Origin of the sequence: Streptomyces sp. NPDC057249 (assembly GCF_042669245.1) — a bacterium.
GTDB lineage: Bacteria > Actinomycetota > Actinomycetes > Streptomycetales > Streptomycetaceae > Streptomyces.
The window spans coordinates 121,012-135,091 of record NZ_JBHUXS010000008.1 but is presented as its reverse complement, the minus strand read 5'-3'; the positions used below and the strand labels follow the sequence as shown (position 1 = coordinate 135,091).

The window sequence follows — 14,080 nt, the reverse complement described above, 5'->3', positions numbered from 1 at the left end:
CTCCGTCCGGGCGGCCGTCAGTCCGAGCGCCCCGGCTCCGCTGCACGCGGGGTACGGCTGATGGCGCTCGGCCACCAGGCCCTGGGCCCGATGTCCACGACCAGCGCGGGCGCCAGCAGCGACCGCACCACCAGCGTGTCCAGCAGGACGCCGAAGGCGACGATGAAGGCGATCTGCGCCAGGAAGGCGAGCGGGATCACGATCAGCGCGGCGAAGGTGGCCGCCAGCACCACGCCCGCCGACGTGATGACACCGCCCGTGCTCACCAGGCCCCTCAGCATGCCCTGCCGGGCCCCGTGCGCCAGCGCCTCCTCGCGGACCCGTGACATCAGGAAGATGTTGTAGTCGACGCCGAGGGCCACCAGGAACACGAATCCGTACAGGGGCACCGAGGCGTCCGTACCGCTGAAGCCGAAGGCATGCTCGAAGACCAGGGCCGAGACGCCGAGGGTCGCCAGGAAGTTGAGGCCGACGGTGGCCACCAGGAGCACCGGCACCAGGACCGACCTCAGCAGGCCCATCAGGATCAGCAGGATGATGACGAGCACCACCGGAACGATGATGTCCCGGTCGCGCTCGGCGGTGTTCTGGGTGTCGTACTGCTGCGCCGTGTAGCCGCCGACGAGCGCGTCCGCCCCGGGCACGGCGTGCACGGCGGTACGCAGCCGCTTCACCGTCTCCGTGGCCCCGTCGCTGTCCGCCGCGTCCTTCAGGGTGACGTCCACGCGGACCCGGCCGTCGACCACGAGCGGCTCGCCCCCGCCGGGCCGGCCGGAGGCCGTGACGGGCGCCGCGGAGGCCACCCCGGGTGTCGCCTCGGCGGCCTCGGTGACCTCGTCGGCCCGGTCGGCGTCCGCGATGACGACGGCCGGGTTCCCGGAGCCTCCCGGGAAGTGCTTGCTCAGCGTGGCCTGGGCGGAGACGGAGGGGGCGTCGTTCACGAAGATCTCGTCCAGCGGAACGCCGTGGGACTTCAGGGTGGGGGCGAAGGAGGCGCAGGCGACCAGGACGACCGCGCACGAGAGCCACACCTTGCGCGGCGCCCCGTCGACGCGGGCGGCGACCCGGCGCCAGATCCCGTGCCCGCCGGTCGCCTCGTCCATGGGGCGCGGCTTGGCCGGCCAGTACGCCGCCCGCCCGCACAGGACCAGCACGGCGGGCAGGAAGGTCATCGTGCTCAGCACCGCGCAGACGATGCCGATCGCGCCGACGGGCCCCAGGGCCCGGTTGTTCGTCAGGTCGCTGAGCAGCAGCGCGAGCAGGCCGAGCGCCACCGTGGCGGCGCTCGCGACGATCGCGCCGAAGGAACGGCGGAGCGCGGCGAGGGCGGCTGTCGTCCGGTCGCCGTGGCGCGCCAGCTCCTCCCGGAAACGGGCGGTGAGCAGGAGCGCGTAGTCGGTGGCCGCGCCGATCACCAGGATGGACAGGATGCCCTGGACCTGGCCGTCCACGAGGACGACGTCGTGGTCCGCGAGGAGGTAGACGACGGCGCAGGCCAGCGCGAGGGCGAAGACGGCACTGATGATGATCAGGAAGGGCAGCAGCACACTGCGGTAGACCAGCAGCAGGATCACGAGGACGGCGGCGAGCGCCACCCCGAGGAGGAGCCCGTCGATGCCGGCGAAGGCGTCCTTGAGGTCGGCCTGGGTGGCCGCGGGTCCGGCGAGTTCGGCGCTCGTGCCCGCCACCGAACCGGCGGCGTCACGCACCTGGTCGAGGGTGGCCGGGAGCTCGTCGCCGAGGTCGGAGCGCAGTTGCACGACACCCGACAGGGCCTCGCCGTCGTCGGACGGCAGCGCGGGCGACGGGGTGCCGACCACGCCGGGCTTTCCGGACAGGGAGGCCAGCGCTCGCGTCGCGGACGCACGGGCGCCGGCCGGGAGCGTCCCGTCCTCGCCGGTCCAGACGACGATGGCGGGCACGGTCCCGGACCGCTGGAACGCCTTCTGCTCGTCCGCGACCCGGGTCGACTCGGCGCTGCGCGGCAGGAACGCCGCCCGGTCGTTGGTCGCCACCTCGCCGAGCTTTCCGGCGTACGGGCCGAGTGCCCCGCCGATTCCGAGCCAGACGACGAGCAGGGCTACGGGCACGAGCCAGCGGATGACGCGGTACCTCGGTGGGGGTTTCATCGCTTCCTCAGGGTTCGACACATGACACACATGACCCGAAGTCTCTCTGTCATTCATTATCTCAATGATTGAGAGATATTACTGTAGAGACATGCGCACCGCAGACGAGACCCCGGGCAGCGGCACGGACGACGACGGGCCCACGGGCCTCCAGTCGTTCGCCGTACTGCTGCGCCGTATGAACAGCGAGTTCAACCGCATCGCACATGAATTCGCCCAGGCCCAGGGGCTGCACCCGACGGATGTGCAGGCCCTCGTGGCCATCCTCGACGCGGACCGCGGCGAGGGCGACCGCGCCATGACACCGGGGCGGCTGCGTGCACAGCTGGATCTCACGTCGGGAGCGGTGACCGCGTGCCTGGACCGGCTGGAACGCGCGGGACACATCCGGCGGGTACGGGACAGCAGCGACCGGCGCGTGGTGCACCTCCACTACGCGGCCGCCGCGAAGCATGTGGCCCGTGACTTCTTCAAGCCGCTGGCGGCGGGCACGGACGCCGCGCGCAGGCAGTTCGCCGACGACGAGCTGCGTGTCGTGATCCGTTTCCTGGAGGCGATGAACGAGGAGCTGACCCAGCTGCGCCGCACCGAACCGCGAGCGTAGGGCCGGTGCCCGCGGTCACTCCGCGACGGCCTCCGGCCGGGCGAGATCGCGGACCGGACAGCCGCGCACCCCGGGGGTGGGAAACGTGCCCAGGGCCGCCACCTCGTATCCCCCGGGGTAGCCCTTGATCTCAGGGTTCTGCCGCGCGTAGTGCGGCGTGGCGCGCGGCGGCAGCAGGCGTACGGCGCGTGCCCGCAGTCGCAGCGCGCCCCGGGTGAGGCTCCGGGCCAGGGGCGCCGGCCGCTCGTAGCGGAAGGCGCGCAGCAGCGAGTCGTCCAGGAGCGCGAGACTGGCGCCGCGTACGAGCGGTGCGAGGGGGCGGGGGTACCAGGAGGCCATCAGGTCCAGCGTGGCGTCGGAGACCGAGCGCGCGCCCTCGTCCCAGCCGAAGTGCGCGTCCTCGTAGGTGTCGAGGGTGTGCTCGAAGTCCTCGTACGTGTGCGGCAGATCCTTGATCCCCATGCGGGCGCCCAGCGTCCGGTAGTACGCGGCGAACGCACGCAGCTCGTGGTCGCAGAGCCGGCGCCAGCCGTAGGCGTCGAGCCACCGCTTCGGGGTGACGACGAAGGTGCACAGGACGTAGCGCATGTCGTCGTTGCCGATGTCGTAGGCGGCGTGCATCCGGTTGATCCGGCGGAGGGCGGTGCGCCCCGGATCGCTGTCGAAGCCGTGCTCGACGACGGTGTCGAGGAGCAGCGCGGTGTCGTCGTACCGCTTCTGCGAACGGTCCGTCAGTTCGGCCGTCTCGGCCAGGAGGCGGCCGATGCCGGGGACGGCATAGGTGCGGTAGAGGGCGAGTTCGAGGGCGCGGGTGACGTCCCAGGGGAACTCGTAGGTGACGGTGAGCCGGTAGATCTTCAGGAAGTCCCGCTCCGGATCGAGGCGTTGGATCTCCTTCAGCCGGTCGTAACGCTTCACCGCACCGTCCCCCTTGTCCAGGTCGAGTGTCCCAGCCTACGTCCGGGGGCAGGACCGTGAGTAGGCGCGACGCACGCGCGTCGACATGTTGACGCACCGACGGAAGGCGGGCCCCCATGACCGCGATATTCGGCGTCCTGCGCAGAGCCGTGACCACGGGCCGCAGGGCAGGCAGCCCCCGGACGGTCCCCGCATCGGCCCGGCGCAGGCAGCACAACCTCTTCGAGGCGGCGGCCGTGTTCGTCGCGGCTTCGGCCGAGGACGACGAGGAGCGGATGGACGAGGCGAGCGGCTGGGTGTCGCCGGAGCAGCTCTCCTTCGGCGTCAGCGAGCTGGCCTGCCGGGCGGTGATCGCGCTGGCCCGTGAACGGAACGAATCGCCGCAGGTGGTGGCACGGGAGCTGCTCGGCCTGTCCGACGCCTGATCCGGGTGGGGCAGGGGGGACGCCCTCGTGGGACATCCGTCCTCGTCAGGGCCTCGACGGCGGGGTTACCCACTGGTTAGGGTGCGCCGACGAATCCACGACGGACGAGGAGAGCGCAGTGACCGGGACGGACGACGCGGTCGCCGACGACGACGCGCTGTATGTGCTGACCGCGGTCCTGCTGACGCCCGCGCAGTTCCCGAGCGTGCTCGGCGACGACTATCCGGCGGCGTGCGCGGCGCTGGGCCTTGAGCCGTACGCCGAGGGGTACGGGCTGGTCCTGGGCCAGGATTCCGACGGCGCCCGGTGGACCGTCGTCGTGGACGACGTCTCCCTGGTGGCGGTGGCGATCGCGTCGTGGGACTGCGGCATGGAGTACGACCTGTCACCGGACGACGGCTCGGTGGTCTGCGCGCTCCCCGGCTGGCCGCTCGCCGTGGCCGTCGCCGCGCCCGGGGTGCCGGACCCGCACGACCCGGACCCCGGTCCGGACGCGGACGGGGAGGACCCGGCCCCCCTGTCGCCTCCCGACACCGATGTGTGGGGGCCGGCCCAGCGCCGTCTGGGCGCGGACGCCATCGCCTCGCAGTGGGCCGCCTGGCGCGAACAGATGGACGACGCGACGGACCCCGCCCCGGACGACGCGGCGCCGCCACCGGCCTCCGGCGGGCATCCCGGCATCCGGCGCGCCCTGGCCGAGGCGCGCGGCTATCTGGACGATCCGCCGCCGCCGGGCCGCGTCCGGTCCTCGTTCGCGCCCGGGGATGCCCGGATGATCCGGGCCGACGGCCCCGGCTGGTCGATGGTGGCCAGGACCGACGACATCGCCTTCCTGCTCCTGGACGAGGTCCCGAGCGAGATCCTGCCGGTCGGGCGCGGGCCCGAACTGCCCGGTCTCCTCACGGCCCTGGACGCCATCGCCGTACGCCCGTCCTGACCGCCGGCGGGGCGGGTGCCGGCGGGATCGAACGGGTCCGGGCGGGATCAGACGCGATCGAGCGGCCGGTGCGGCTCGGCGGGGAGCTCGACCTTGACCGGGTCCCCGGGCCTGACCACGCCGCCGGCCGTGACGACGCCCATGATGCCGGCCCTGCGGACGATGTTGCCCGCCTCGTCGCGGCCGACGACCTGCTTCAGGAGGCCGCCCTGGAAGTCGTCGATCTGCATGCACGGATTGCGCAGCCCGGTCACCTCGACGACCGCCTCGTCACCGAGGCGCAGCAGGGTGCCGACGGGGAGGGCCAGCAGATCGATCCCCCGGGTCGTGATGTTCTCCCCGATGTCGCCGGGCGCCACCTCGAAGCCCAGCGCACGGACCTCGTCGAACAACTCCTCATGGATGAGGTGGACCTGGCGCAGATTCGGCTGCGTCGGATCCTGGGCCACCCGGGAACGGTGCTTGACCGTGAGCCCCGCGTGCACGTCGCCCTCCACGCCGAGGCCGGCGAGCAGCGTGACACTGTCGCGGTTGGGCTTCGTGAAGCTGTAGGTCTCGTTCCTGCTGACGGCGGTCACGGTGCCACTCACGGCGGATACCCCTCTCAGCGGCCGGCCCTCAGCGGCCGATCTCCTTGCGGGTGATCCTACGGAGCCGCCGGCGCTGGCCGGGATCCAGGGCGAGATACGCGAGCGTGGGGACGCCGACGAGCACGAGCAGGGACAGCCAGAACCCGATGAACGGCATCAGGACGACCGCGACGACGACTCCCCCGATGGCGATCTTGGCGCTGTTCGACATCGTCCGTACCTCCTTCGCGGCCCGTGGCCGCCTCTGATGGTGAGAACGTCCGCGCGCCCTCATCGGTTCCTGCTTCCCGCTCCGTCCCGCGCGGAGCGCCCGGTCACCGCAGCGGCGCACCGACCTCGTGCATGTGGGTGAGCGCCTGCCGATAGGACTCGACGAGTCCGGTCTCCGCGTACGGCAGGCCGACGGACTCGCAGTGGGCCTTGACCAGCGGCTGGACCAGGCGCAGGTGCGGCCGGGGCATGCTCGGGAAGAGGTGGTGCTCGATCTGGTAGTTGAGGCCGCCGAGGAACCAGTCGGTGAGGGCCGCCCCGCGCACGTTGCGCGAGGTGAGGACCTGGCGCCGCAGGTGGTCCCAGCGGTCCCCGTCGGGGTCGGGCATCTCCATGCCCTTGTGGTTGGGGGCGAACGCCATGCCGAGGTGGAGTCCGAACAGCGCGTGGTGCACGAGCGCGAAGACGAGGGCCTTGCCCGGGGACATGACGGTGAGGAGCAGGGCGGCGTAGAGGCCGAGGTGCGCGGTGAACAGGAAGGCGGACAGGGCGCGCTCGCGCGGGGGCTGCCGCTTCAGGTACTGGAATCCGGAGACCTTGAGCGCGATGCCTTCGAGGAGCAGCATCGGGAAGAACAGGCGGGCCTGGTTGCGGGTGAGCCAGCGGGCGAAACCCTCGCGCTGCGCGGCCTGCTTCTGCGTCCACACGAGCGCGCCCACTCCGACGTCGGGGTCCTTGTCGATGTGGTTGGGATTGGCGTGGTGGCGTACGTGCTTGTCGTTCCACCATGCCTCGTTCATGCCGAGCAGCAGGTTGCCGTGGACGAGGCCGATCACACGGCTGACCTTGCGGTTGCCGGTTATCTGGGCGTGCCCCGCGTCGTGTCCCACGAATGCGGTACGGGCCCAGAGGAGCGCCAGGGGCAGGGCGAGCGGCAGCACCCACCAGGTGTCGCCCAGGAGCACGATGCCGGTGACCACGGCCGCCAGGGCGAGCAGGTTGACGGTGATTCCGACGGCGTACCAGCCGGTGCGCCGTTCGAGGAGTCCTTGCGCCTTGGCGTCCCGCAGCAGCGGCGCGAAGTCGCTTCCTGGGCTTCGGGCGCCGTCACGCGTTCGTTCCGCTGGGGCGAGGGTGGCCTGGGGCATGGTGTCTCCGGTCTCGAATCCGCTCCGACCTCAGGAAACGTACGGTTCACGGGGTACGCGGAGCCATGGCGCCACCACCCGAGGCATGGTGGTGCCAGCACCCGCCCGGGATGGGGGGCCGACTGCACCGGGGAGTCGCACCCGTACCGTCGCGTGGCGTACCTCACACGGGACGAGGGCCCCTGGACGCGGAAGTTGGAGTACCCTCGGCGACCTCGGTCGGCTAGTCAAATTTGAGGAATCTGACATCGCTGTGCACAGCCCCTCCTCCGCTTCCCTCTCCCACGTCTCCGAACTCGCCGGCTGCTCCGTGGTGTTCCTGCCCTCGGACCCGGCCCGGACCAGCCGTCTCGCCTTCTGGCACCCCGACGGGAGCAGCCCGCCCGAAGGCCCCGGCGAGCCCGGCACCCTGACGGTCGCGGGCCCCGACGCCCTGCCGTACGAGGTGCCCGCGCACCTCCTGTCCGTCGCCGACGGGCTGCCCGTGCTCACGCGGGCCCGGGCGGCGGCGCACGCCTCTGCGGCCGTGGCGTTCTGGGGCGCGGCGGGGCTGCTCGCCCTGCAGTTCGCCGCCCGGGGCCTGCTCCTTCCGGGGCTGAGCGCGACGGACCACGACAGCTGGCGGTCGGGGCCGCTGACGCCCGACGACCTGATGCGCGTCCGCACCCTGGCCGCCTCCATGCCGCCCACCGCCCACGCCGTGCCCGTCGACGCGGCGGCCCGGCCGTTGCTCCTGCCCGAACCGGAGCGCCTGGTACGGGCGTTCCTCGACGCGGTCGCCGACTCGCTGCCCCGGACCCCCGCCGCGCCGCTCGCCGCAGGAGGTCCGGCGTTCAGCGCGTGGGAGCCGCAGCGTCTGCCCGGCCACCGGGCCTGGGCCGCCGATGTCGCGGCGGGCCACGACGCGGGGGTCCGGCTGTCGCTGCGCGTGGAGGTGACGGGGCTCGACGGGGGCGACGGACCCGGGTCCGGGCCCTCGTTCCGCGTGGTCCCGCAGATCCACAGCGTGAGCGACCCCGCCGTGGTCGCCGACGCCGCCGAGGTGTGGGCGGGCGGCGGCCCGGCCGCGGAGGCGTTCGGGCCGCGCGCCCGGATGGACACCCTGCTGATGCTGCGCCGGGCCGCCCGGGCCTGGCCGACGCTCACTCCCCTGCTGTCGGCGGCCGTGCCGGACGCGGTGGAGCCGGCCGACGAGGAGATCACCGAACTCCTCGGACCCGCCGCACGGGCGCTCGCCGCGACGGGCGTCCAGGTCCACTGGCCCCGGGAACTGACCGCCCGCAAGCTGACGGCGCGCGCGGTGATCGGCCCGGACGGCGACGAGGCGGACGGCGACGGCGACGCGCCCCGGGGGCTCGCGCGGACCGCGTCGGACGCCGCGCCGCTGCTGTCGTCCGACGCCCTGCTGACCTTCAACTGGTGGTTCGCCCTCGGCGACCAGCAGCTCAGCCGCGAGGAGCTGGACCGGCTCGCCGAGGCGGGCCGGCCGTTGGTGCGGCTGCGCGACCAGTGGGTGCTCATCGACCCCGACGAGGCGCGGCGGGCCAGGGAGACGCAGGACCGGAAGGTCTCCCCGATCGACGCGCTGGGCGCGGCGCTGACCGGTTCCGCCGAGGTGGACGGCCGGCGGGTCGAGGTCCGGGCCACCGGCTGGCTGGAACGGCTGCGCGAGCGCGTCGCCGACCCGGCCCGGCCGGACGGCGGCGGGGAACCGGCGGTCGGTCAGCCGGCCGCGCTCACCGCGACCCTGCGGGACTATCAGCTCCGGGGTCTGAACTGGCTGCACACCATGACCTCGCTCGGGCTCGGCGGCTGCCTCGCCGACGACATGGGGCTCGGCAAGACGATCACCCTGATCGCGCTGCACCTGCACCGCCGGACCCTGGAAGGAGGTGCCGGGCCCACGCTCGTGGTCTGCCCGACCTCGCTGATGGGCAACTGGCAGCGCGAGATCGAGAAGTTCGCCCCCGGCACCCCCATCCGCCGCTTCCACGGCGCGTCCCGCACCCTGGACGGCCTGGCACCGGACGGCTTCGTGCTCACCACGTACGGGACGATGCGGCTGGACGCGCCGAAGCTGGCCGCGGCGCGGTGGGGCATGGTCGTCGCGGACGAGGCGCAGCACGTCAAGAACCCGTACTCGGCGACGGCCCGTGCCCTGCGCACCATCGGCGCCGGGGCGCGGGTGGCGCTGACCGGCACCCCGGTGGAGAACAACCTCTCCGAGCTGTGGGCGATCCTCGACTGGACGACTCCGGGGCTCCTGGGGCGGCTCGGCACGTTCCGCACCAAGTACGCCCGGGCGGTGGAGGGCGGGGACCCGGCGGCGGCCGAGCGGCTGGGCGCGCTGGTGCGGCCGTTCCTGCTACGCCGGCGCAAGTCGGACCCCGGCATCGCGCCGGAGCTGCCGCCGAAGACGGAGACGGACCGGGCGGTCTCGCTGACGCCCGAACAGGCGGGGCTGTACGAGGCGGTGGTCCGGGAGACGCTGGCGGCGATCGCGGAGGCCGACGGCATGGCCCGGCGCGGTCTCGTGGTGAAGCTGCTGACCTCGCTCAAGCAGATCTGCAACCATCCGGCGCAGTACCTCAAGGAGGACGAACCGCGCATCGCCGGCCGCTCGGGGAAGCTGGAACTGCTCGACGAACTCCTGGACACCATGGTGGCGGAGGGCGCCGGTGTGCTGGTCTTCACGCAGTACGTCGGTATGGCCCGGCTCCTCGAACGGCATCTGGCGGCGCGGGGCATCGGTACGCAGTTCCTGCACGGGGGGACACCGGTCGCCGCGCGGGAGGAGATGGTGAACCGGTTCCAGGCGGGCGAGGCACCGGTGTTCCTGTTGTCCCTGAAGGCCGCGGGCACCGGGCTCAACCTGACCAGGGCCGGTCATGTGGTGCACTTCGACCGCTGGTGGAACCCGGCGGTCGAGGCGCAGGCCACCGACCGCGCGTACCGGATCGGGCAGACGCAGCCGGTGCAGGTCCACCGGCTGATCGCCGAGGGGACGATCGAGGACCGGATCGCGGACATGCTCGCCCGCAAGCAGGGCCTGGCCGACGCGGTGCTCGGCTCCGGCGAGAGCGCCCTGACCGAGCTCAGCGACGCGGAACTGGCCGACCTGGTGGAGCTTCGAGGGGGAACGCGATGAGGGACGGATACGAGGCCGAGGAGTTCGCCGAGGGCGGCGGCGCACGGGAGGACGGGGCGGCGGCACAGGAGCGTACGTTCGCCGCCCTGCCCCCGGCGCCCGGACGCGGTTTCGCCGCTTCCTGGTGGGGAAAGGCGTGGCTCAAGGCGCTGGAGGACACCGCTCTGGACCTCCAGCAGCTGAAGGCGGGGCGGCGCGTCGCCCGGGAGGGCGGGGTCGGTGCCGTGTCCGTGCGCCCCGGTCGGATCACGGCCGTGGTGCGGGAGCGGGACGGGAGCACCTACCGCAGCGATGTACTGCTCCAGGAGCTGGACGAGCAGGAGTGGGACCGTTTCCTGGGCATGGCGGCCGAGCGGACGGGACACATCGCGGCGCTGCTCGACCGGGATATGCCGCCGCATCTGGTCGAGGACGCCGCGGCCGCCGGCATGGACCTGCTTCCGGGGGTCGGCGACCTGGAACCGCGCTGCACGTGCGAGGCGTGGGACCACTGCCCGCACACCGCCGCCCTCTGCTATCAGGTGGCGCGGCTCCTGGACCAGGACCCGTTCGTGCTGATGCTGATGCGGGGGCGCGGCGAACGGATGCTGCTGGGCGGACTCCAGGAGCGGATCGCGGCGGCGGCCGGGGTGCCGGAGGTCACGACCGAGGAATCGGTACCCGACCCGGTGACCGGCATACCGGCGGATCAGGCGTACGCCGCCGGCTCCATCCTGCCCGGGCTGCCGGCTCCTCCGGCGCTTCCCGGGGAACCGGGCCCCGCCCCCTCGCTCGACACGGAGACGGACCCCGAGGCGGGCATCGACCCGACGGCGCTGGAGATGCTGGCGCGGGACGCGGCGGCCCGGGCGCACCGGATGCTCGCCGACGCGCTGGCGCCCGGCCACGAAGGGCGCCCGGTGCCCGAGGGGCTGACGGTGCGCCAGGACGCGGTCAGGCTGGCCGCCGAGGCCCGCCCCGAGCCGTGGATCGCCCACCGGCTGTCGGGCGGCGCGGGGAAGACGCGCGCCGGGCTCCCCGCCGCGGTCGCGGCCTGGCGGTACGGTGGGGCGACCGCGCTCGCCGTGCTCGACGAGGACCGGCCCCTGGACGGCGAGGCGCTGGCCCGGGCCAGGAGCCGGCTGGCCGAGGCGTGGGAGGAGGACGAGGCGCCCCGGCTGCGGGCCGAGCGCAACCGCTGGACGTCGGCGGACGGTGGCCTCCAACTCCGCTACGGACCGGACGGGCGCTGGAATCCGTACCGGAAGGAGAACGGTCAGTGGTTCCCGGCGGGTCCGTCGGACGACGATCCGGCGGCGGCCTGGGCGGAGGCGCTCGGCGTCTGACGACGGGGGTCTGCTTTCGCCTGAACTCCCCTGCCATGGACAGGATTTGGGACTCCCGCCGTCTTCCGCGACCTGCGCGGCGCCCGTACGGTGGGGCCCGCACTCGGCGCCGCGCCTTCGGTATCCCTGCCCCTCTCACCCCCCACAGGAGTTCGCATGGAACGCAGAAAAATCCTTCAGGGCGCCGCGGTGGCGGCGGCGGGAGCGCTGCTGCCCGCCTCCGTCCGCGCCGTCGCCGCGACGACGGGTGCCACGGATTACCCGGAGGCGCATTGGGTGCCCGCTTCGACGTCCAACTACACGGCCTCTTCGCGCCCTTCGGCGTACCCCGTGCAGTACGTCATCATCCATGTCACGCAGGAGACGTTCTCCGAGACGGTGTCCATCTTCCAGAACCCGGCGAAGCAGGTCTCCGCCCACTACGTGGTGCGCTCGGGTGACGGCTACGTCAACCAGATGGTGCGGGAGAAGGACATCGCCTGGCACGCGGGGAACTGGGACTACAACACCCGCAGCATCGGCATCGAGCACGAGGGGTGGGTGGACCAGCCCTCGTACTTCACCGACTCGATGTACGAGCAGTCCGCGCTGCTCACGGCCGATGTCTGCGACCGCTACAGGATTCCGAAGGACCGCGCCCACATCCTCGGTCACGTCGAGGTCCCGGGCACCGACCACACCGATCCCGGTCCGCACTGGGACTGGGTCCGCTACATCCGCCTGGTCAATCTCCTCGGCGCGGGCTGACCGGGCAGCGCACGAAGAGGATTCCCTGCGCATCGCCGTCGGGCGCGCTGTAGACGTGGGGCACGTCGGCGCGCCACCGGGCGGAGGCCCCGGGCCCGACGGTGCTGAGGTCGTCGGGCCGCCCGACGACGGCGGTGCCGGCGAGCACCATCAGGCTCTCGGACGTACCCGGCACATGGGCCTCCGACTCCTGGACCGCGCCGGCCCGGATGGTCACCCGGAACACGTCGGTGACCGCTTCCCCGTCCTCGTACCGCTCGATCAGCACGGCGGTGACGGCGCTGCCGGAGACGCCCGCCCCGTCCGGTGACGGGTCGCTCAGCACCGCGCTGAGGGGGCGGCCGAGGGCGGTGGTGAGGGCGTACAGGGTCTCCAGCGTGGGGTTGCGCCTGCCGCTCTCCAGTTCCGAGAGCGTGCCCTTGCCGACCCCGGAGCGCCGCGAGAGCTCCGAAAGCGATACGTCCATGCCGTGGCGCAGGGCCCGCAGCCTGCGCCCCACGTCCTCGTTCAGCCCCATCGCCGTCCGCCCGCTCGCCCACCTGGTTGACGGGCACCGGCCCGCGTCTCTAGTGTTCCACAAACAGAACGTTCCGTATACGGAACGCCCGGCAGCATCCCGGAAGTGGCTCACTCATGCCCGCGTTGACCCGCATACGTTCGGCCGCGCCTCCCTCCGCCGTGGCGGCCGGCCTGATCGCCGTCATGGTCGGGGTCACCAGCTCCGCCGCGCTGGTCTTCACCGCCGCGAAGGCGGCGGGGGCGGACGCCCGCGAGATCTCCTCCTGGATGCTGGCGCTCGGCGTCGGACTGGCCTGCACCTGTGCCGGCCTGTCGCTGCGCCACCGGGCGCCGGTGGTGACCGCCTGGTCGACGCCCGGCGCGGCCCTGCTGACGACCGGTCTGAGCGGGGTGTCCATGCCGCAGGCGGTCGGCGCGTTCATCTTCTCGGCGCTGCTCATCGTGGTGAGCGGGGTCACGGGCTGGTTCGCCCGGGTCATGAACCGCATCCCCGTGCCGCTGGCCGCCGCACTGCTCGCCGGGGTGCTGCTGAGGTTCGGCACCGGCCTGTTCGGCACCATGCACCGGAGCTTCGCGGTCGCGTTCCCGATGTTCGTGATCTACCTGCTGGGCCGTCGGCTGCTGCCGCGTTACGCGGTGCTGCTGGCGCTGGCCGCGGGGGTGGTGGCCACCTTGTTCACCGGGGGCTGGCGGACCGGCGAGGTCCAGCTGTCCCTGGCCACACCGGTCTTCACCGCGCCCGAGTTCGACTGGAAGGTGCTCGTCAGCGTCGGCGCGCCGCTGTTCGTCGTCACCATGGCCTCGCAGAACCTGCCCGGCGTCGCCGTGCTGCGCGGTTCCGGTTACGACGTGCGGGTGTCCCCGCTGATGACGTGGACCGGCGCGGCCAACGCCGTGCTCGCCCCCTTCGGGGCGTTCGGGATCAACCTCGCCGCCATCACGGCCGCCATCTGCACGGGCGACGAGGCACATCCGGACCGCGACAAGCGCTATCTGGCGGCGGTGTGGGCCGGGTTCTTCTACCTGTGCGTGGGGCTCCTCGGCGCGACCGTCGCCTCGCTGCTGACCGCCATGCCGCACGAGCTCGTCATGGCGATCGCGGGCATCGGACTCCTCGCGACGATCGAGTCCTCACTGGCCACCGCCCTCGCCGACAAGGCGTCGCGCGAGGCGGCCGTCGTCACCTTCCTCGCCACCGCTTCGGGCGTGACGCTGCTGGGCATCGGCTCGGCGTTCTGGGGGCTGCTGGCCGGCCTGGTCACCAGCGTGATCGCCACGGTGGGCCGCCCCCGGCACGAAGAACCCGCGCCGGAGCGGCGGCCGGACGAACTCCCCGTGCGCTGACATCCCCCCTGTCGCCGGCGGTGTGCTGTCCCCTAG

General features: G+C 72.9%; 13 protein-coding genes. 7 read left to right on the top strand and 6 right to left on the bottom strand.

What is annotated here, in order from left to right:
• Positions 1-17: 17 nt before the first annotated feature.
• Entirely contained in the window at positions 18-2,129 is a 2,112-nt protein-coding gene (locus tag ACFUJY_RS16970) for an MMPL family transporter (RefSeq protein ID WP_383299703.1), read from the bottom strand.
• A gap of 91 nt (positions 2,130-2,220) precedes the next feature.
• Here ACFUJY_RS16970 and ACFUJY_RS16965 point away from each other — a divergent pair, with 91 nt between their 5' ends.
• Positions 2,221-2,733 carry a MarR family winged helix-turn-helix transcriptional regulator gene (locus ACFUJY_RS16965; protein WP_383299700.1) on the top strand — a complete coding sequence of 171 codons (513 nt, stop codon included), beginning with the start codon at positions 2,221-2,223 and terminating at the stop codon, positions 2,731-2,733.
• Between the two features lie 15 nt (positions 2,734-2,748).
• On the opposite strand, the gene ACFUJY_RS16960 is transcribed toward ACFUJY_RS16965, so the two are convergent.
• Entirely contained in the window at positions 2,749-3,651 is a 903-nt protein-coding gene (locus ACFUJY_RS16960) for an oxygenase MpaB family protein (RefSeq protein ID WP_383299698.1), read from the bottom strand.
• A 116-nt stretch (positions 3,652-3,767) separates the two neighbouring features.
• Between ACFUJY_RS16960 and ACFUJY_RS16955 the strand changes: the two genes are divergently transcribed.
• Both ACFUJY_RS16955 and ACFUJY_RS16950 read left to right on the top strand, forming a co-directional pair.
• Positions 3,768-4,076, top strand: a complete 309-nt coding sequence (locus tag ACFUJY_RS16955; protein WP_383299696.1) for a hypothetical protein — start codon at positions 3,768-3,770, stop codon at positions 4,074-4,076.
• A 118-nt stretch (positions 4,077-4,194) separates the two neighbouring features.
• A complete protein-coding gene (locus tag ACFUJY_RS16950; protein ID WP_383299693.1) occupies positions 4,195-5,013 on the top strand; it encodes a hypothetical protein in 819 nt (272 codons plus the stop codon).
• Positions 5,014-5,060: 47 nt separating this feature from the next.
• Here the strand turns inward: ACFUJY_RS16950 and ACFUJY_RS16945 are convergent, their stop codons facing one another.
• The 3 genes from ACFUJY_RS16945 to ACFUJY_RS16935 all read right to left on the bottom strand — a co-directional run bounded on the left by ACFUJY_RS16945 (position 5,061) and on the right by ACFUJY_RS16935 (position 6,961).
• On the bottom strand, positions 5,061-5,603 hold the full coding sequence (locus tag ACFUJY_RS16945; RefSeq protein ID WP_383299690.1) for an MOSC domain-containing protein: 543 nt from the start codon (positions 5,601-5,603) through the stop codon (positions 5,061-5,063).
• Positions 5,604-5,631: 28 nt separating this feature from the next.
• The gene (locus ACFUJY_RS16940; RefSeq protein WP_164399881.1) at positions 5,632-5,814 is read right to left on the bottom strand and encodes a hypothetical protein; all 183 of its coding nucleotides are present in this window, start codon (positions 5,812-5,814) and stop codon (positions 5,632-5,634) included.
• 103 nt (positions 5,815-5,917) lie between these two features.
• A complete protein-coding gene (locus ACFUJY_RS16935) occupies positions 5,918-6,961 on the bottom strand; it encodes a fatty acid desaturase family protein (RefSeq protein WP_383299687.1) in 1,044 nt (347 codons plus the stop codon).
• Between the two features lie 253 nt (positions 6,962-7,214).
• Here ACFUJY_RS16935 and ACFUJY_RS16930 point away from each other — a divergent pair, with 253 nt between their 5' ends.
• From ACFUJY_RS16930 to ACFUJY_RS16920, 3 genes are all read left to right on the top strand, one after another.
• Positions 7,215-10,109 (top strand): DEAD/DEAH box helicase, encoded by a 2,895-nt coding sequence (locus ACFUJY_RS16930; RefSeq protein ID WP_383299684.1) that lies wholly within the window; start codon positions 7,215-7,217, stop codon positions 10,107-10,109.
• Positions 10,106-11,434: an SWF or SNF family helicase gene (locus tag ACFUJY_RS16925; protein ID WP_383299681.1), complete on the top strand. Its 1,329-nt coding sequence runs from the start codon at positions 10,106-10,108 to the stop codon at positions 11,432-11,434. The genes ACFUJY_RS16930 and ACFUJY_RS16925 overlap by 4 nt, the downstream gene beginning before the upstream one ends.
• 156 nt (positions 11,435-11,590) lie before the next feature.
• A complete protein-coding gene (locus ACFUJY_RS16920) occupies positions 11,591-12,181 on the top strand; it encodes an N-acetylmuramoyl-L-alanine amidase (RefSeq protein ID WP_383299679.1) in 591 nt (196 codons plus the stop codon).
• Here the strand turns inward: ACFUJY_RS16920 and ACFUJY_RS16915 are convergent.
• A complete protein-coding gene (locus ACFUJY_RS16915; protein WP_383299676.1) occupies positions 12,159-12,698 on the bottom strand; it encodes a helix-turn-helix domain-containing protein in 540 nt (179 codons plus the stop codon). The genes ACFUJY_RS16920 and ACFUJY_RS16915 overlap by 23 nt on opposite strands.
• Positions 12,699-12,814: 116 nt before the next feature.
• Here ACFUJY_RS16915 and ACFUJY_RS16910 point away from each other — a divergent pair, with 116 nt between their 5' ends.
• Complete coding sequence (locus ACFUJY_RS16910) at positions 12,815-14,044, top strand: benzoate/H(+) symporter BenE family transporter (protein ID WP_383299674.1); 1,230 nt, start codon at positions 12,815-12,817, stop codon at positions 14,042-14,044.
• Positions 14,045-14,080: the final 36 nt, after the last annotated feature.

Bases quoted from the DNA above. Each gene is read 5' to 3' on its own strand.
- ACFUJY_RS16920 (WP_383299679.1), top strand. From the start codon at position 11,591: ATGGAACGCAGAAAAATCCTTCAGGGCGCCGCGGTGGCGGCGGCGGGA.
- ACFUJY_RS16935 (WP_383299687.1), bottom strand. From the start codon at position 6,961: ATGCCCCAGGCCACCCTCGCCCCAGCGGAACGAACGCGTGACGGCGCC.
- ACFUJY_RS16965 (WP_383299700.1), top strand. From the start codon at position 2,221: ATGCGCACCGCAGACGAGACCCCGGGCAGCGGCACGGACGACGACGGG.
- ACFUJY_RS16915 (WP_383299676.1), bottom strand. From the start codon at position 12,698: ATGGGGCTGAACGAGGACGTGGGGCGCAGGCTGCGGGCCCTGCGCCAC.
- ACFUJY_RS16955 (WP_383299696.1), top strand. From the start codon at position 3,768: ATGACCGCGATATTCGGCGTCCTGCGCAGAGCCGTGACCACGGGCCGC.
- ACFUJY_RS16970 (WP_383299703.1), bottom strand. From the start codon at position 2,129: ATGAAACCCCCACCGAGGTACCGCGTCATCCGCTGGCTCGTGCCCGTA.
- ACFUJY_RS16910 (WP_383299674.1), top strand. From the start codon at position 12,815: ATGCCCGCGTTGACCCGCATACGTTCGGCCGCGCCTCCCTCCGCCGTG.
- ACFUJY_RS16940 (WP_164399881.1), bottom strand. From the start codon at position 5,814: ATGTCGAACAGCGCCAAGATCGCCATCGGGGGAGTCGTCGTCGCGGTC.
- ACFUJY_RS16925 (WP_383299681.1), top strand. From the start codon at position 10,106: ATGAGGGACGGATACGAGGCCGAGGAGTTCGCCGAGGGCGGCGGCGCA.